14 protein-coding genes are annotated in these 17,461 nt (G+C 55.8%); 6 read left to right on the forward strand and 8 right to left on the reverse strand.

Features of this window, described 5'->3' with window-relative positions; translation table 11 throughout:
• Positions 1–216: 216 nt before the first annotated feature.
• Positions 217–1,032 carry a glycosyltransferase family 2 protein gene (locus SYN63AY4M2_RS02700; protein ID WP_240530480.1) on the forward strand — a complete coding sequence of 272 codons (816 nt, stop codon included), beginning with the start codon at positions 217–219 and terminating at the stop codon, positions 1,030–1,032.
• Positions 1,033–1,141: 109 nt separating this feature from the next.
• On the opposite strand, the gene SYN63AY4M2_RS02705 is transcribed toward SYN63AY4M2_RS02700, so the two are convergent.
• Positions 1,142–1,657, reverse strand: a complete 516-nt coding sequence (locus tag SYN63AY4M2_RS02705; RefSeq protein ID WP_099887188.1) for a prepilin-type N-terminal cleavage/methylation domain-containing protein — start codon at positions 1,655–1,657, stop codon at positions 1,142–1,144.
• 203 nt (positions 1,658–1,860) lie between these two features.
• On the opposite strand from SYN63AY4M2_RS02705, the gene SYN63AY4M2_RS02710 reads away from it, so the two are divergent.
• A complete protein-coding gene (locus tag SYN63AY4M2_RS02710) occupies positions 1,861–4,800 on the forward strand; it encodes a methyltransferase domain-containing protein (protein WP_240530481.1) in 2,940 nt (979 codons plus the stop codon).
• 81 nt (positions 4,801–4,881) lie between these two features.
• Here SYN63AY4M2_RS02710 and SYN63AY4M2_RS02715 read toward each other — a convergent pair whose 3' ends face one another.
• Both SYN63AY4M2_RS02715 and SYN63AY4M2_RS02720 read right to left on the reverse strand, forming a co-directional pair.
• Positions 4,882–5,394 carry a phosphoribosyltransferase domain-containing protein gene (locus tag SYN63AY4M2_RS02715; protein WP_099887189.1) on the reverse strand — a complete coding sequence of 171 codons (513 nt, stop codon included), beginning with the start codon at positions 5,392–5,394 and terminating at the stop codon, positions 4,882–4,884.
• Between the two features lie 65 nt (positions 5,395–5,459).
• Complete coding sequence (locus SYN63AY4M2_RS02720) at positions 5,460–6,380, reverse strand: branched-chain amino acid transaminase (protein ID WP_099887190.1); 921 nt, start codon at positions 6,378–6,380, stop codon at positions 5,460–5,462.
• A gap of 289 nt (positions 6,381–6,669) precedes the next feature.
• Here SYN63AY4M2_RS02720 and SYN63AY4M2_RS02725 point away from each other — a divergent pair, with 289 nt between their 5' ends.
• Both SYN63AY4M2_RS02725 and SYN63AY4M2_RS02730 read left to right on the forward strand, forming a co-directional pair.
• A complete protein-coding gene (locus tag SYN63AY4M2_RS02725; RefSeq protein ID WP_240530558.1) occupies positions 6,670–7,002 on the forward strand; it encodes a PepSY domain-containing protein in 333 nt (110 codons plus the stop codon).
• 202 nt (positions 7,003–7,204) lie between these two features.
• The gene (locus SYN63AY4M2_RS02730; RefSeq protein WP_099884544.1) at positions 7,205–8,638 is read left to right on the forward strand and encodes a hemolysin family protein; all 1,434 of its coding nucleotides are present in this window, start codon (positions 7,205–7,207) and stop codon (positions 8,636–8,638) included.
• Between the two features lie 4 nt (positions 8,639–8,642).
• On the opposite strand, the gene SYN63AY4M2_RS02735 is transcribed toward SYN63AY4M2_RS02730, so the two are convergent.
• Complete coding sequence (locus tag SYN63AY4M2_RS02735) at positions 8,643–10,178, reverse strand: aminotransferase class I/II-fold pyridoxal phosphate-dependent enzyme (protein WP_099887472.1); 1,536 nt, start codon at positions 10,176–10,178, stop codon at positions 8,643–8,645.
• 122 nt (positions 10,179–10,300) lie between these two features.
• Between SYN63AY4M2_RS02735 and SYN63AY4M2_RS02740 the strand changes: the two genes are divergently transcribed.
• On the forward strand, positions 10,301–10,867 hold the full coding sequence (locus SYN63AY4M2_RS02740; RefSeq protein WP_099812264.1) for a DUF2854 domain-containing protein: 567 nt from the start codon (positions 10,301–10,303) through the stop codon (positions 10,865–10,867).
• Positions 10,868–11,060: 193 nt separating this feature from the next.
• Here SYN63AY4M2_RS02740 and SYN63AY4M2_RS02745 read toward each other — a convergent pair whose 3' ends face one another.
• The 4 genes from SYN63AY4M2_RS02745 to pilM all read right to left on the reverse strand — a co-directional run bounded on the left by SYN63AY4M2_RS02745 (position 11,061) and on the right by pilM (position 16,035).
• On the reverse strand, positions 11,061–13,136 hold the full coding sequence (locus SYN63AY4M2_RS02745; protein WP_240530482.1) for an AMIN domain-containing protein: 2,076 nt from the start codon (positions 13,134–13,136) through the stop codon (positions 11,061–11,063).
• Positions 13,137–13,462: 326 nt separating this feature from the next.
• Positions 13,463–14,185 carry a hypothetical protein gene (locus SYN63AY4M2_RS02750; RefSeq protein WP_011429877.1) on the reverse strand — a complete coding sequence of 241 codons (723 nt, stop codon included), beginning with the start codon at positions 14,183–14,185 and terminating at the stop codon, positions 13,463–13,465.
• Entirely contained in the window at positions 14,185–14,889 is a 705-nt protein-coding gene (locus SYN63AY4M2_RS02755; RefSeq protein WP_011429876.1) for a PilN domain-containing protein, read from the reverse strand. The genes SYN63AY4M2_RS02750 and SYN63AY4M2_RS02755 overlap by 1 nt, the downstream gene beginning before the upstream one ends.
• Positions 14,890–14,952: 63 nt before the next feature.
• Positions 14,953–16,035, reverse strand: a complete 1,083-nt coding sequence (gene pilM, locus SYN63AY4M2_RS02760; protein WP_240530483.1) for a type IV pilus assembly protein PilM — start codon at positions 16,033–16,035, stop codon at positions 14,953–14,955.
• 285 nt (positions 16,036–16,320) lie between these two features.
• Between pilM and SYN63AY4M2_RS02765 the strand changes: the two genes are divergently transcribed.
• Entirely contained in the window at positions 16,321–17,442 is a 1,122-nt protein-coding gene (locus SYN63AY4M2_RS02765; protein WP_099813216.1) for an iron-containing alcohol dehydrogenase family protein, read from the forward strand.
• The last annotated feature ends 19 nt before the right edge of the window (positions 17,443–17,461 follow it).

Consider the following 17,461-nt stretch of genomic DNA (forward strand, 5'->3'; position numbering starts at 1 on the left):
GCCAAGCCTTTGCCGATAGCCGCTTCACTATCAATACTTGGCTAGGAGCCAAGCAATTCACCTAAAGGCTTGCAGCTCCACCATGGCCAGAGTTTGCATAATTACCACTGTTCGGGATCCAGGCGTGTGCTTGGAGTCGTTCATTCCCTATCACCTTGCCCTTGGAATTGCCCATATTTATATCTTCTTTGACGATCCAGAGGATCCCGCTTTCAGGTGGCACTTCAGTTTTCCGATGTAACGGCTATTCCCAACGATGAAGCTTTGCAAGTTCAACAAGCATTGGGGAATGTTCTCTACCCAAAATATGGCCCTCATGTTGGCTATGAGGTCATGGCTCGTCAGATCCTTAACGTAGAAACGGCTATACAACTTGCCTTGGATCAGGGCATGGACTGGATTCTTCATATTGATGGAGATGAGCTTTTTTATCCTGGCCAGACAACGGCTCCAAATTGGTTTGATCGAGTAAGCGACGATATATTCCAGGTTACGTTCCTAAACCACGAAGCAGCTCCCGAAGCGTTTGAGATCGAAGACTACTTCCGCGAGGTCACTTTATTTAAGAGAAACCCTGCTATTTTGGATCCCGGATTCTATACCCAGTTTCAGAAGATCTCTAGTAAGAGTCAATACTTTTTGGCTTACCAGAATGGAAAGTCAGCAGCTCGGATCCATCCCACTCTCTTACCCAATAGCGTACATAGCTTTGATATTCCAGGGGATCATACTCTAGTAACGTCGTCTCCCTCTATTTTGCACTACTTGAACTGCGGATTCCAGAACTACTATAAAAAATACGCCCAACTGGGAAACTTTCCCGACTACTGGTGGCGCTCCAAGTCTAATCCTATTCGGGTGCCTTTTCACTTAACCTCACGGGACGCTTATTGCTCAGGAGATAGAACTCGCATGGAAGCTCTTTATCAAGAGTTCATACTTTACAGCAGTCCTGAAACCAACCAGAACCTCATCGAAAAGGGTATTCTTACTCGCATCTCCTACCCATCACAGTTACTGTCCTCGCTCTAGTTCACTGGTTTAGCCTAGATCCCTTGCCTACTCTTGAGGGAGACTGGAGCAACTGAAATAAAAAAGCTCCCCACAGGGAGCCACGGAGTACATAAAGTAGAGATAGAAACTAGTCAAAGACGTTGCAGCTCTTACCAACAAAGGTAGACTCAGTAGCCACAGCTGTCTCCTGCGCTCCCAGCCCAATGGTGCATTGAATGTTTGAACCAGACCTGGTGATGTATGCACCACCTCTGGATGTTGTGTCCCACCTTAGTGCGTGAGGAGCCTCGGTCGAACGTTGACTAGGCTCTGGTAGCTGGTAGTTGGGAGCCCTCCACGGATCGTTCATGTACTTGTCATTATTTGCTCCACCGTACTTGATCCTAGCATACTCGTCAGGATAGACGCCGAAGTCGAGTCGGTAGACTTCAGAGGCACGGCCTACTTCAGTGAGAGCCGCTTGAGCTTCGGCTGTACGGGAGCGGCGCACTTGGTTTAAGAACTGCGGGATTGCCACTGCAGACAGCACACCCACAATTACAATCACCACCAACAGCTCAATCAGGGTGAAGCCCTTGGCTTTGGAGAGAATTTGCTGAGCCAGCTTGGCCCGCAACAGAGACTGACGAGACTTCGCGCTCATGGTACTCGATCCTTTGACAACCTAGAGAGTTAACCGTGCAGGTTACCTGCCGCTATTAACTTACCCCGCTGGCGGGCAGTTCATAACAGTCCCCTCCCACGGAGTGCAATTGCGGATCTCTGCTAGGGGCAGCCCAAAAACCGGTGGTCTAGCTGAGCTGGCTGCAGCGGGGCAAACTAGGACTAGTGATCTCCTTCCCACCCATGAACCCTACACTGCAAGCCCAGATCCTGGAAGCTAGGCAACTGCTTCAGCAGGCTCCCAATGCCTTTGCAGAGTGGCTGGTGGCTTTCTACCGAGAGCAAGACGCAAAGGGTTGGCGGGAGTTTTTGCGGGGCTTCTGTGACCTCCCCTCATCTTCATTGGCTGATGAGTCGGCTTCTCCCTCTGAGCCAGAGGCAATCACCCTATCGGCGCTGGAGCAGGCCCTGGTTGCCAACCGGCTGAACCTTGCCTACCAGCTCTACACACCTTTGGTAGAAGCAGGAATCCTGCCGGCGGAGAAGGTGGTAGAGGTGTTGCTATCCTTGGCAGAAAGCCTGGAAAAAAGCTCCACTGAAGATTCGCAGCAACAACGTTTCCAGGTTTGCCTGAAGCTGCGCGAGCTGGCTTTTGAGCTGGATCCAGGCCGGCGGGATAACACCCAGGTTCTACTGTTGCGATCCCTGCAAGCTCAAGACGAGCTGGCCGTGGGCTTTTACGGGCAGGCTTTGGCGGAGCAATTGGCCAGTTTGGGAGAAGAGCAGACCCTAGACATTACCCAGGAGCCCCTCCTGACTCAACTTCTCACTCGGCTATGGGATGACGGCTACCTGGATCTGTTCTTCGAGGTGGCCACAGCTTTACAAGCTCGTCTTTTGGAGGACCAGAAATCCGGATTTGCTGCTTTGCTAGCCCAGCTGGCTCGTGCTGTGGATCCCGAGCAAGCCAATCGCTACAAAGGGCTATGGATCATAGAGGACTTGATCGGCGATTTCTTTCAAAAAGCAGCTTGCGCTCTTTTTCAAAACTCTACTAGCGATGGCTATTCCATTTTAGGAGAAGCTCTCATCACGGCGGCCGAGAGCTCACAGGTGCAAGAGAACTTTACTCTTCGTCTATCCCTTCTATCAGAATCGATGGAAAAGTTGATCCATGCTGCCCAGCCAGAACGGATAAACCTTGTTATCCAGAAAATTATAGACTTAATTTTATCGAGGGAAGCCGACTTAGGATCACTAAGAATTAACGATGAAAATCTACTCGAGAGTCTAACGATTGCTAAAGTCATTCTGTTTCGAGTTTGCTTTTGCTGGAGCTATCTAACTGATGATCGTTCTCTGATTCGTCGTTACCAGCAGATTGGTGGTAGAATCTTTAACGATTGCCTAAGCTTAATGGCTTCTCAGCGAGACTTCCTCTGGTCAGAGTATTGGCAGAGAAACCAGCAAGATTACTGCAGATCCGGTAGAGCTGAGCGCAAGTTGCGAGTAGGCTTTCTGGGTAACTGCTTTCAGCAACATTCGGTTGGCTTTCTCAGTGAGGCTACTCTCAGGAACCTATCTCGCGATCTTCTGGACGTTGTCTACTACTACTACTACCAGGGGTGGAAAAATGAAGATATGGCCAGTCATGACAATATGTATCAAAAGTTTCGCTCTCACGAAAATCTCCATTTTCGCTTTTTTCCAGGAGAAACCAATCCGCCTCAAGTAGCTGCTCAAGCGCGTGAGGATCGCATCGATATCATGGTTTTTATGGACTCCCTTACCAGTCACGATGCCAGCATCGTAGCAGCTTTGCGGGCCGCTCCTATCCAAATTGGTTGGCTTGGCGGAGATGCTGTCGGTTTGCCAGAATTTGATTACTTTTTCGCCGATCCCTATATCCTTCCTGAAGATGCACAGGCCGATTACCATGAAAAAATTATCCGCTTGCCTAGCTACTGTGCTGTTGATCATCTGGACGTCTGTGCTGCCAACGAGGTAGACTTTAAGACTAGTCTGAGAATAGAGCCGAAAAATGTTGTTTTCCTAACCGCAGCTAGTGCTTACAAACGTACTCCCAAATGTATCGACGCTCACCTGCAAATCTTAAAGGCCGTTCCCAACGGAGTTTTGATTGTCAAAGGATCAGGAGAAATTGCTACGGTTATTAGACGCTACCAGGAAAGAGCCAAAGAGCTGGGCGTTCTCGATCGCGTCCGATTTCTTGCTAAAGCCAGCAGTGTGGAAGAGCATCGTGGCCAACTAGCCTTAGTGGATCTCGTTCTGGATACCTTCCCCTACACAGGTGCAACCCACACCATGGAAGCTCTCTATATGGGTGTGCCAGTCCTTACCCTAGTGGGCAGGCATTACTATGGCCGAATGAGTTACAGCCTGCTGAAAAATGTTGGCCTCGAGGATTGCATCACCTGGTCGGTGGAGGAGTTTATTGAGCGTGGGATCCAGCTAGGCAATAATCCAGAACGCTTGGCTAAAGCTAAGCAAACTATTCGAGATTCATATCACAGATCAATAGTATGGGATCCAAAGCGGTTGGCTAAAGCCATGGAGAGAGTTTTCTTCGAGCTAGCTTATGAGCATCAACTTATTCAATCTATTCCTCCTCTAGAAGATTGCCAAGCTGAGCCCAAGCCCGCTGAGTCTATTCGTCTTCATATTGGAGGTAAGCAGCCTCATCCAGACTGGAAGATTCTAGATAGTCAGGTAGGAGACCATGTGGATTATGTTGGAAGCGCCATTGATCTCAGTCAATTTGAAGATAACTCTATAGAAGCCATCTACGCTCCCTATATTCTGCAGCGCTTTAACTACACACGTGAACTACCTACTGCTCTCAAAGAGTGGCACCGGGTTTTGCGCTTTGGGGGCCAGTTGATGATCAGTGTCCCAGATATGCCTACTCTCTGCCGTCTTTATCTGAAGGATGAAGTTTCTTTAGAGCAGAGGTTTCGCATTATGCGTATGATGTTTGGTGACCAAGTAGATGAGCAAAACTACCATAAAGTTGGCTTCTCGTGGGAATACTTATTTGCTTTACTTGCTCAGGTAGGTTTCAGGGTTATTCGAAAGGTGGACAGATTTGGGCTGTTCAATGATTGCAGCGATATGGTCTTTCTCGGGGAACCAGTTAGCCTAAATGTAGTTGCAACTAAGTAGGGGTGCAACTTCAGCAACCGGAATACGGTGTATTGAGCCGCTTGTCGATCTAAAAGCTTACTCAGGAGTTAGATTTGCAGTTTAACCCAAAGAGCGCAGGGACTCCATTAGCTGCTTGGGTGTCATCTGCTCGTAGGGTTCGAAGGGCTGGTGAATCCAAGGGTTATCCGGCAAATAGTCCACATAGTAATCCGGTTGATAGATGGAGGCTGCTTTGTACCAGAGTACACCGGTGCGGATTTCCTCGATGTAAAAGCCGTAGTGGTGCTTGAGCCAGTGGACAGAGCGCTTCAGGGTCATGCCGGAATCGACTAAGTCGTCCACCAACAACACATGGCTGCCCAGGTTGGCGGTGGTCATGGCCAGATCCCGCGAGAAGATCAGTTGCCCCCGCTTGCCAGGGCCGGAGTAGGAGGAAGCGGCGAGAATGGCCAGGGGAAGATCGAACAGACGGGCCAGAGTGTCGCCAATGCGCAGCCCCCCTTTGGCGATGCAGACAATTTGGTTAAACTCCCAGCCGCTTTCGTAAACCTTGACGGCCAGCTCTTCGATTTTGCGGTGGTAGTCGGCCCAGGTGATGGAAATCTCGTGCAAGGGATCCCCCTCTACCCATCTAGAGTGCTCAGTTTAATAATGACGCTTCTCCCCTCGACTAGGGACTAGCTTTCTTTCAGAGGGATCACCTTCACCCAATGGGCATAGACGGGATCCCGATTTTCGGTAATTGCCGTCAGCTTCTGCCGCAACTGCTCGGTGATGGGGCGGGAGGGGGGCAGGACGTACTGCTCGATCTGGCGAATGGGGGTGATCTTGGCAGCAGTGCCGGTTAAAAAGGCCTCGTCAGCAATCAATAGCTCCGATTTGTCAACGGGCCGTTCTTGGGTAGGGATCCCCAGATCACGGGCCAGGGTGAGGACGCTGTCGCGGGTGATCCCTTCCAGGATGTCTTGGTCGAAGCTGGGGGTAATCAGCACGCCGTTGCGCACGATGAAGATGTTCATGCCCGAGGCCTCGCTCACCTTGCCTTGTGAGTTCATCAAAATGGCCTCGTCATAGCCGGACTGCACCGCCTCGGTTTTGGCCAGAGAAGAGGTGATGTAGGCGCCGGTGATCTTGCCCCGCAACGGCAGGCTGCGATCCTCCTGGCGGGCCCATGAGCTGATGCGGCAACTTACCCCTTCCGGCGAGAGGTAGTCTCCCAATTCCAACCCGTACACGAAGAAGTCTTTCTCGATGTTGTGCAGCCGCGGTGAGATGCCCAGGTCGGAGGTATACACCAAGGGGCGGATGTAGAAAGAGGTGGAAGGGCGATTTTTCCGGATCAGCTCCACAATGACCTGCTCGATCTTCTCCGCAGGCAAATCGAAGCAGAGTAGGCGAGCACTTTGGCTTAGCCGTCGGCAGTGGCGATCCAGGCGAAACACCAGCACCTGATCTGGGTTTTGCGGATCGGGGATCCCGCGCAGGCCGCCAAACGCTGCCGTCCCGTAGTGCAGAGCATGGGTGGCAATGGAGATCTTCGCCTCGGCAAAGGGGACGATCTGGCCCTGAAAGTAGGCGTAGGGCAGAAAATCGGGCATGGTCGGCACCTACTGCGGTGGGAAAAGATGTAAGAGTAGGAATATTATCACCGATGGAGGCAGCGCCGGCAGCACTCGGGAAGATATATGCACCGCAGGGTTTTTTAGCCAGTCCATTTCTGCGAGGGCTGCGGCGGCAAATAGCTTCTAATCTACGAGGGGCTGACGAACTACACCCTATGACGCAAGGAGCCCACTCCCCTTGCGAAGGCAACAATGCTCTTTTTGGCAAGGCTTCTTTCACCCCGAGGGTGGTAGGGTAAGAATGTGGTTACTCAAACAGTTGGAAGTGAAGCTTTCAAAACCTTCTGTTGCTTCCTTGCTTTTGCTGGGCGTTTTGCCCCTCAGCAGCCCGATGCTAGGGGTAGGCGAAAGCACAGAGGCAGCTTTTGCTCAATCTCCTGCTCCAGCCGTCCGCATTGAAGAAGCGATTCAGATTGCTCGATCTGCTGTTCCCAATGCTGTGATCAAAGAAGTTGAGTTGGAGCGCGAAGATGGGCGCTTAGTTTGGGAAGTAAAATTCACCAACGATGTTGAAGTCAAGATCGACGCCACTAGCGGCGATGTTGTCGATATCGATGACTGCACGAACTGGGGTAAGCGTTGCCGGAAAAAGCGGTAGTTGCCACTGCTTGATGAATGCTTGATGAAAAAGTAGCAATCTTGAGAACTGCAAAAGCTGGGGATCCCGTTCATTTGGGCAGGGGGAAGGTGTTCGCATAATAGCCGCCCGATGGCTGAGGCCAGTTTAACTGCTGGCCAGGGGCAGGTGGTCGAGTCGGTCTGGGCTAAAATGCTCTCTATCCGTCTTGCTGCTCCCCCTGATGGACGACCCTCCTTTAGCCTCGGCCCCCAGCCCTGAGTTCTCTTGGGGAGAGGCGTCTCTCAGTCTCCTCTGGGTTATCGCCCTTCTCCTCATCAACGCTTTTTTTGTGGCGGTGGAGTTTTCCTTGGTGTCGGCGCGGCGCTCCCGCATGGTGCAGCTGGCCAGCGAAGGGAACCGCCAGGCGGGGATTGTGCAAAAGGCCCAGGAACAGTTGGAGTATGCCCTCTCCACCGCCCAATTGGGCATCACCCTAGCCAGCGTCCTGTTGGGCTGGATCGGGGCCACCCAGGTTGCGCCGACGCTGTTTTTGGCCTTGAGGCAGTTGGCTTGGCTTCAGAATGTGGATCCCGCCCTTATCCGGGGAGTGGCAGTGGTGGTGGTGTTTTCGCTGCTCACCTATTTCCAAATTGTGGTGGGAGAGCTGATCCCGAAAACTCTGGCCATTCTCTACTCGGAGCCGATTGCGCTGCAACTGGCCTGGCTTAACCGCTTGGTGAGCCGCTTTTTGCACCCTTTCGTGGAGCTGCTCCGGTTCTCCTCCCGCTGCTTGTTGCAGCTTTTTGGCGTCCGCATCCCGGAGGCCACTTCTTTTTACAGCACCATGACAGTGGAGGAGCTGCAACTGCTGATTGCCTCGTCGGTGGAGTCGGGCAACATCGAGGCGGAGGAGCGGGAGCTGTTGAGCAACATCTTTGAGTTTGGCGAGACAGTGGCCAGCGAGGTGATGATCCCGCGCACCAGCATCGATGCGGTGCCGGAGACGGCCACGGTGCAAGAGGTGCTGGCCGAGGTGGCCGAATCGGGGCATTCCCGTTACCCGGTCTATGGCGAGTCTTTGGACGACATCCGGGGGCTGATTCACGTCAAGGAGCTCATTGGCGAGCTGGCCAAGGGATCCCTGGATTTGCATAGCCCTATCACCCCCTTTATCCGAGAGGCCCACTTTGAGCCGGAGAACAAGCCGATTGCCGAACTGTTGCCGGAGATGCGGCAGCACCACTGGCCGATGGTGGTGGTGGTGGATGAGTTCGGTGGCACGGCGGGCCTGATCACCATCCAAGACCTGGTGGAGGAGATCGTCGGCAAGCTCTCCGATGGCCCAGATCCCAAGGCGAAGGAGCCGGATATTCAGGAGCTGGACGAAAATACCCTCCTCATCCAGGCCCAGTTGGACATTGAAGAGGTCAACGAGCGCTGCCACCTCAACTTGCCCCTCCACGAGGACTACCAGACCCTGGGGGGCTTTTTGATCTACCACCTGCAGAAGATCCCGCGCGTGGGGGAAAAGTTTACCTACCAAGACATGGAGTTCCAGGTGGTGCGCATGGAAGGGCCGCGGGTGGATCGGGTGAAGGTCGTCCGCCACCGCCGCAGCTCTCCCAACCCCCTGCCTTCCCTGCCCCCTGCTCAGACGGCGCAGCCGGGCACTTGAGGAGCTAGGTTTTGACGACCTTGAGGGTCTGCAGCCGCACATCTTCGGGGCCGTTGATGAAGCCGCCCGCCTCGTGCACCAGCAGCAGATAGTCCACTGCCTCTTGGGTCACCTCTTCGCCAGGCACCAAAATGGGGATCCCAGGCGGGTAGGGGGAAATGATTTCGGCACAGATGCGGCCCACAGCTTCTTGAAAAGGGATCCGCTCGATGGGGGCAAAAAAGGCCTGCCGCGGCGAGAGCCGTTGGGGCGGGAGGGGGGGGCGTTTCAATTCGGCCAGGCGCCGCAGTTTCTCGGCCATTGCCAGGGAAGGCGGGGATCCCTGGGCATACTTCGACAAAGCCGCAAAGCTCTCCACCAGCCGGTCGATATCCCGCTGGGTGTTGCCGAGGCTAACAATAAAGACCACGTTGTGCAGGGTGGACATCTCCGGCTGCACGTGGAAGTGATCGTTGACCCAGTCATGGGCGTCGAAGCCAAAAAGGCCCAGCCCCGACACCGTCACCGTCAGGCGGGTGCGATCCAAATCGAAAAAGCCGGGAGTGGAGCCAATGCGTTCCGGGCCAAAACAGAAGATCCCGGAAATACGGTTGAGGCGGGCGCGGGCCTGATCCGCCAAAGCCAGGGCTTGGCCCAGGAGAACTTCCCCTTCCAGGGCCATCTGCCGCCGCGCCACGTCCAGCGACATCATGAGCACGTAGTTAGGGCTGGTGGACTGCAGCAGCTGCAGGATGTTGCGGACTCGGTTGGGATCGACTCGGGATCCCTTGAGGTGCAGCATCGACGCCTGGGTCATGCCGGAGATCACCTTGTGGGTGGACTGCACCACCAGATCGGCGCCGGCTTCCAAGGCCGAAATGGGCAATTGCGGATGAAACCCAAAGTGGGGCCCGTGGGCCTCGTCCACCAGGAGGGGCAGGCCGTGGGCGTGGGCAATGGCCGCCAGGGCTTCTAGGTCGCAGCAAACCCCGTAGTAGGTGGGGTTGACCGCCAACACACCTTTGGCGTCGGGGTGCTCGGCCAGGGCCTGCTCCAGACCGGCAGGAGTGATGCCGTGGGCAATGCCCAGCTCCAAGTCAAAATCTGGCTCAATGTAGACGGGCACGGCCCCAGAGAGGATCACGCCGGCAATGGCCGACTTGTGACAGTTGCGCGGCAGCAGAATCTTGTCCCCTGGGTCGCACACCGCCATCACCAGCGTTTCCACGCCGCAGGTGGAACCGTTGACCAAAAACCAACTGCGATCCGCTCCATAAGCTGCTGCAGCCAGCTCCTGGGCCTCTCGGATCACGCCATCGGGGTCGTGGAGGTTGTCCACCTCTGGCAGCTCGGTCAGATCTGCCCGGAAGACGTTCTCTCCCAAAAAGGTCCGCAAGTCGGCAGGGATCCCGCGCCCCTGTTTGTGGCCTGGCGTATGAAAAGGAGCTTTGTCCAAGCTGCAATAGTGGCGGATGGCCTCAAAAAGAGGTGCTCGCTCTTGGGCTTTGCGATCCAGCGAGCGCAAGCAACGAGAGGTTTTGGACAGATTGGACAGAACCACAGACCACTCCTCAACACACCAGGTGGGCATTTTGTGATTATCCATCCCAATGGAGGCTAAGTCCACCGCTGGCGCTTTTCCTGCTAGCCTGGGTTTTCAGGTGGCCTTTCTTCCTCTCCTGTATGTTTGAAAAACTGCCCTTCCCCCTGAGCACTCTCGTGTTGCTGGCCGGCGTTGCCGCCACGGCTTGGGGCTTTGCCCACTACAACGATCCCACCCTCAATCTCATCGGCCTGTTTGCCGGGATCCCCTTGCTGTTGGGAGGGATAACCATGAAGGTAGTGGAACTCAAGCCGGTACCTGCCCTGGCCGCCCCTTCTCTCGAGGTGATCCAAGCCCGCGCCCAGCAGGCCACGGAAATTCAAAAGCAAGTCCGCGCCGATATCACCAAATATAGCTACGGGGCTAATGCCCACCTGGAAGATGCCCTGGAGTTTCTGGGTCTGCGCGGCCCTCTGGAAGCAGATCTGCCCAAGGTGAGAGGGTACAGAGAAGAGCTGCGAGATGGCCGGTATACCTTGGTGCTTCTGTTCGATTCCCCCAAGGTTCCCTTCCAACAATGGCAGGAAAGCTACCAGAAAAAAATGCAAGGCTTCTTTGGCCGAGATGTGGAGGTGCAACTGGGGCAGCCCCAAGAAAATCAGGTGGAATTGGCGCTTGTTGCCCGAGGTGGATCCCAGGCCACTTGAAGAAGCCATTAGCTGCTGAATGCAACTCAACGGATCCCGAAGCTAATGCAGCCAGTAACTCAGGACTGTCGAGAGTTAACTCATGAGGGGTGTGGGGAGCTATGGGTCCTGCGCTGTGCCTGTAGTATCAGTGTTGGGAGGATATCACGAAACTTGGCAGTTCGGCATAACCCTATTTTACGGATTGGGAATTTTACGGATTGGGAGGAAGACCAAAAGCAACATTATCATCCATAATGTAGGGCGTTAGCATGAAGACCACCTCATTGCGCTCGTTATTCACACTCTGAGATCGGAACAAAGCACCCAAAAGAGGCAAGTCGCCTAGGAAAGGCACTTTTTGAACGTCAACAGTGTCTCTGTCTTGAATGAGGCCAGCAATAATAAAGGTTTGCCCATCTCTTAACCTGAGCTGAGATGCTTCCAGCCGCCTTCTGTCGATGTTAAAAAGTTGAATGCCTGCAAAGTCTCCGCCTTCCAATACTTGAATGGGTACAGGAATAGAAATTTCCGGCTGAATGGTCAGGGTAACAAACCCATTGTCATCTATCCTAACTTCTGAGACGTCAAGGATAACCCCAGCATCCTCTCGCTGCAAACGCTGAGTAACAACTGGAGGCTGGTTTTCGCCCTGGGGTATGGTGATGGTTTCAACGTTAACAGGCACGCTGGTTGCAATGCTAATTCGACTGGATCCGCCATCTGCCACCACAACTTTGGGGTCAGTTAGAATTTTTCCAGTTCCATTTTGTATTGCAGACTGCACTCTTAGAGCCAAAGACTGCTGCAGCCGGTTGAGAGTGTTAAATATTCCCGTGATGGATCCTGATGGGCCTGCAGGGCCGATAGAGCTTACCGAGGATCCCGCAGGTTGATTGAGCGGTTGACCACCAAAATTGGCGTCTCCCAAGGTTCCAAGGGCAAAGTTGCCAGATGCCCCTCCCAAGTTAACTGATAAGCTTTCGTTTTTGTTCAAGCGAATATCAACTGCTCTCAGGGAAATCAAAACCTGTCGCCGACGCACATCCAATTGGGCAATCTGAGCAGCCGCGATGTCCTGCTGCCGCGAGTTGCCGATCACCGTAATGGAGTTGGTGCGCTCGTCCACAACGAATTGGGCACCGGGAGCAACGGCGTTCAAAACTTCTTCCAGCCGACTGGCCAAATCGGTGGCGACTGCCTGATTCACGCGGTAATTGCGCACCAGGATCTCAGTCACCCCTGGCAGGTTTTGTCCAACAAATACGGTTTGGCCCCTTCGCTGGGCCTGCAACTGTTTTAGCCGCAAGATAAAGTTGAATGTCTCCTGTAAGGGCGAGTCTTGCACGTCCAGAGAGATGGTTAGATCGGGTGGGACGTCGTTGAGCACCACATTCAACCCTGCTCGCCGCACCAACAAGCTCAGCACATCGCCCACAGGAGCATCTTTCAAGGTCAAGCTAATCCTGGCATTGGATCCGAGATCCACTGTAGGTGGATCAGGCAGGATTGTGCCAACGGCAATATCGCCAGCAGGAGGAGCCACAGCTCTCCCCTGGAAGGGGGATCCAGTGGGCAAGCTTCCTGGCGGCAATTGCGGTTGGTTAAGCTGGCCCACGGAGGGCACCTGAGAAATGACCGGCCTAGGAGAAGCTGGCTGAGGAGTAGGAGCTGTCTGAGCTGGCGGGGAAGAGGGGGAGTTTTGGGCAAGAGGCTGAGGAGTAGCAGCTGCCACGCGGGGAGAAGGAGAGTTTTGAGCAGCCGGAGAAGAGGCAGGGGTTGCCGGTGGGGCACCAGGCTGAGCTCGAGTTGGCGAGGCTGGTTGATTGGGCACTACTTCTTGGCTGGGCGCTGCAGCTACAGGAGCTGGCAGGGCAGAGGGCAAGCCCTCAAACTCGAAGACCAACTGCGTTGGGCTGCGCTGGGCCAGCAAGCCCTGGGGAGCTGCCGCAACGCCGGCAATTTCTATCCGCACGCTGTCATTGCCCATTTGCTTGGCCTCGATGAAGCGCACTCCCGGCAGGGGAGACTCCTGACGATAGCGACCTTGACCTCCATCCAGTTGGGCATTGGTGATATCCCCAATCCAAGATTGGCCCTGCTGGGTAAAGAACACCTGTGGACGGGCGCCCCCTGCGGTGTTGATCTCCAGCTTCATGCGGTTGCCGTGGGGCACCAGGCGGATATCGGTAATGCGGCTGAGGCTTTGTGGATTGGCGGAGGTCAACTGCTGGGCGGCGGCTTCATCGAGCTGGCTTTCCACAGCCAACAGGGGCAGTGAAAGGATCAAGCTCAATGCACATCCCCAGGCGACTCGACGGTTCATCATCCTCACACCTCACTCCGTTAGCCAAGCGTGTTTCTGCTTTACTTCAGCACGGGTTCACCCAGTGCTTCCCTAATCAAAGCCGAAATTTTCGGCTTTGCCACTACCTGCAGCCGCTTTAGGGGAAATTTTTCGATAGGCAACACTATCTGTGCTTTTCCCCAATGGTTCCCATTTCCCGCCCGTCCCCTCCAATCCCAGTAGCGAGTCTCTTCAGGTGGGATCCCGTGGGGAAGCGACACTCAAACGCAGTGTATAGATTGGCTACAGATTGGCCTTGCCAAGCCGGGCTACTGGCTGGGTGTTGGCTGTCCTCCCTCAGGAGGTGTTTGCCCTTCAGGTGCAGGAGCAGTGCCGAGAGGAACGCCTTTGTTGTAGTAGTAAGCAACCAGATCGAAAGCGGCGTCTAGGTTCTCTGTGCCTTGGCCAGGGTTGAGAGAGATGTTGCTCACCCGGAACAGAGCGCGAAAACGCTCGATGTCTCTCATGAGGTTGATGATGTCGGTGTAGGGACCCCGCAGGGTGACGCGGGTTGTCTGCAGTTGGATGGCTGGGGCGATGATGGCAGGCACTTCTGGGTTGTTCGAGGAAGCTGGCGTCAGAGGGGAAGGGCTGAAACTGAGCAACTGAGCATTGGGTTGTCCCCGCACCAGTCGGTTGAGATCGATCAGTTGCGTGTCGGCATTCTCGGGGGTGGCGAGCAAGGCGCTGATCTGTTGCTGCTGCACGCGAGCCCTCTCGATTTGGTTGGGCAGATCCTGTAAGCCGGCAATCTGGCCCTGTACCTCCTGCAACTGGCTGGTTTTTTGGGCTACCTCTCTTTCTAAGGCTTGCACCTCTCTAATCAGAGGACGGAGTTGGGTGAAGGCCAAAAAGCTCGCCGCGCCCAGGCCCAGGATCCCGATCAACAGGCCAATGCGAATAGGGGTCAGCTCGACCCCCAACAATACCGGCGGCCCTGCCGGAGGTGCCACCAGTTGTTCGTCGTGAAAACTTTCCACCGAGCCGGTCATCAGTTCCCCTCCACTTGACGCAAAATGCGGATCTTTTCCACCAAGCCTATCGCTCCCCGCTGCTCCAGCTCGCGGGTCAACTCCGGGTCGGGATCCCCTATGGTTCGAATAGTAACCGTTAGGCCGTAGGTGACGCTGGGTTCAGTTTCAGGGGTGCCCTCCACTCGAGAGGCACTGTTGAGAACGGCACTGGTTACGAAGTTGGAATCCAGCAGAGTGAGCAAAAAGTCGTTCACCAAGGGAAAATCCAGCGCCCCGCCTTGGATGTTCACAGTATCGCCAGAGGCGCTGATGTTGGTTATCCATACCCCTTGCCCAGGGATCCTGCGCCGCAGTTCTTCTAGAATGGCCGACCAGGGCTGGACGGATCCGAGAAAAGAGCGAAACCCTTCCGTCTGGGTGCGAATGGTTTGCAGTTCTTGGCTGAGGCCCTGGAGTCGGGTCAACTCGGCATTGGCTGTGCTGAGTTCACCGTCGAGGCGGGTTCGCTCTGCCCTCAGAGTATTCCGCTGACGGGAAAAGCTGTCTTGGAAATACAAGAAAGCCCCCATGGCCACAGCAGCCACGGCAACCCCCAGACCAATGGCCAAAGCCCAGCTCTCAGCTCCGGCGGCAGTTTCCGGGCCAGCCACCACTCCCCCTGTCTGAACTGTGGTGGGAACCTCCGGTCTTTCTTTCAGAAAGTTGATCTCTGGTGTGTACATCTCACCGCCTCGCTCATGGTTGGGTATTGCGCTTAGGGGATCCTCTTGGGCGGATCCCGAAGACTACTTGCTGGCTTCCCGCATGGCCAGCCCCAGGGCCACTCCCATCGCCGGTCGCTCCTCCAAGGGCACCTCGATTGAATCCGGTATCAGGATGCTGCCGAAGGGATCCGCTAACTCTACGGCCAGGCTCAGCGACTGCGACAAGAAACCATCCATTTGGCCAATAGCCGCCCCCGGCCCAGCCAACAATACCTTCACCACAGGGGAGTTACTCTCTGCGCTGGTAAAGAAATCAATGGAGCGCCTCAGCTCGTCCGCCAAATCGGAAACGACCCGCGCCACGGCTGCCACGCCCGGGTTACTGGGAACCGGTTGCTCTCCCGTGGCCAAAACATCGGCGGGGTTGATCAAGGGTAACCTTAGAGTTCGCAACAGGTCGCCGGTGCGGCTAACCGGCAAATTCAGGGCCTGGGCTAGCACCTGCCGCATGTGAATGGTGCCGATGTTGACGGTGCGGGTAAACTGCGGGATGCCGTTGACCAAGATGCTGATCTCGCTGCTGTCGTAGCCGATGGAGCTGAGCAACACCGCCTCTTGGGGGCTGTACTGGATGAGTTGGTCACGGATGGTGCGAATGAGGGAGAAGCTGGCCAGCTCCACACAGCGCGCCTTCAAGTTGGCCGCCTGCAGCACGGCCAGGTAATTGTCCACCACCTCTTTGGGGATGGCTGCTAGCAGCACCTCGATGCGCTCAATGCCATCCTGGGAAAGGTCTAGGCCCAGGGGCTGGTAGTCCACATCCGCCTGATCCCGGGGGTAGGGGATGTAGAGCTCCGCCTCCTGTTCTAGAACCACCCGCCGCAACTCATCGGCAGGCAGGTCAGCAGGCAGGCGAATGAGACGGACGATCGCCTCTCGCACCGGCACCGCGGTCGCCACTGGCAAGCTGGTGGGCACCTTGTATTCGTTTAGTAAGTTGGCCAATGTCAAGCCAACTGTGCTCGGATCAAGAATGCGCCCCTCGATCACTGCCCCCTCTGGCATTTCCACGCTGTGGTAGTGAACCAGACGATAGCGACCATTGCCCTGCTTCTTGACTTGGGCAACAGCAAGGCGCTCGGGATTGATATCTACCCCAAGCATGGTTTGAGTTTTGGAGCCACCAAGAAAGCCGAACACGCCCTGCCCTCTGCGCCACTGCTAGACGCATACTACCCAATTTGTCTGGGGGTTACCACCATTTGCAGTTGACTGCTGGCAAAGATTTGTGCTAGCTGACCCTCCCCTGCCAGGGATCCCAACCCGTTCCAAGCAAGCGAGGCTTGCCTGTAGCTACACCCTAGATGGGAAAGGCAGAACTTGCGGCTAGAATCGTAGTCTGTATCTATATATATGGACACTGGGCTGACCCTATCGCCCCTCTTTGAAATGCTGAGAACTTGTGAATTCGACCTGGCCATTCCGGCCCCAGGCCGGCTATACCGCGGCAGCGGCATCCTCGAGGCTGTCCCCCTGACAGCTCTGGGATCCCGCGTGTTGGTGATCGGGGGGGAGCGCTCCCTGGCCGTGGCCGAGCTGCCCCTGAAGCGCAATCTGGGGCGGGATCCCGCCGTTCAGGTTTACTGGAGCACCTATGGTGTCGACTGCAGCGAGTCGGAGCTGGCTCGCCTACAGGCCCTGGCCACGGCAGAGTCCGTAACCGGCATTGTAGGGGTGGGGGGCGGCAAGGCCCTAGACACGGCCAAGTTGGTGGCCCATCGCTTGGGGATCCCGGTGGCGACGGTGCCCACCTCCGCCGCCACCTGTGCCGCCTGGAGCGCCCTGTCCAACATCTACTCTGACACAGGTGCCTTTCAGCGGGATGTGGCTTTGGATCGGGCACCTGCCGCTTTGATTCTGGACTATGAGCTCATCCTGCAGGCCCCGGCGCGCACCCTGGTGGCCGGGATTGGAGATGCCTTGGCCAAGTGGTACGAGTCTTCTGTCAGCAGCGGCGCCTCGGAAGATGCCCTGGTGATCGGAGCTGTGCAGCAGGCCCGCGTTTTGCGGGATTTGCTCTTGCAACAATCGGTGGCGGCCCTGCGGGAGCCGGGTGGCACGGCTTGGAAGCAGGTGGTGGATGCCTGCATTTGCCTGGCGGGGATCGTCGGCGGCATGGGAGGGGCTAAGTGTCGCACCGTGGCCGCCCACGCCGTTCACAACGGCCTAACCCATTTGCCGGGACACCGGGCCACCCTGCACGGGGAGAAAGTGGCCTTTGGCATTTTGGCCCAGCTCCGCCTAGAGGAGATCCTGCAGGGAAGCCAGTTGGCGCTGGCCGCCCGCACCCAGTTGCTGGCGTTCTACCGCCAGGTGGGGCTGCCCCTCAACTTGCGGGATCTCCACCTCGACCACCTGGGATCCGCCGAGCTGCTGCAAGCAGCCCAGGTGGCCTGCCAGCCAGGCTCCGATATCCACCACCTGCCCTTCCCCGTCAGCCCGGAAGCCCTGCTGGTGGCTCTTACCACCACCGACCTGACCAGCTCCAGCCCCGCCTTGCTGCGGCTTTAGGCCCGCCAGCCTCTGCCAC

The organism is Synechococcus sp. 63AY4M2, assembly GCF_002760475.1.
GTDB lineage: Bacteria > Cyanobacteriota > Cyanobacteriia > Thermostichales > Thermostichaceae > Thermostichus.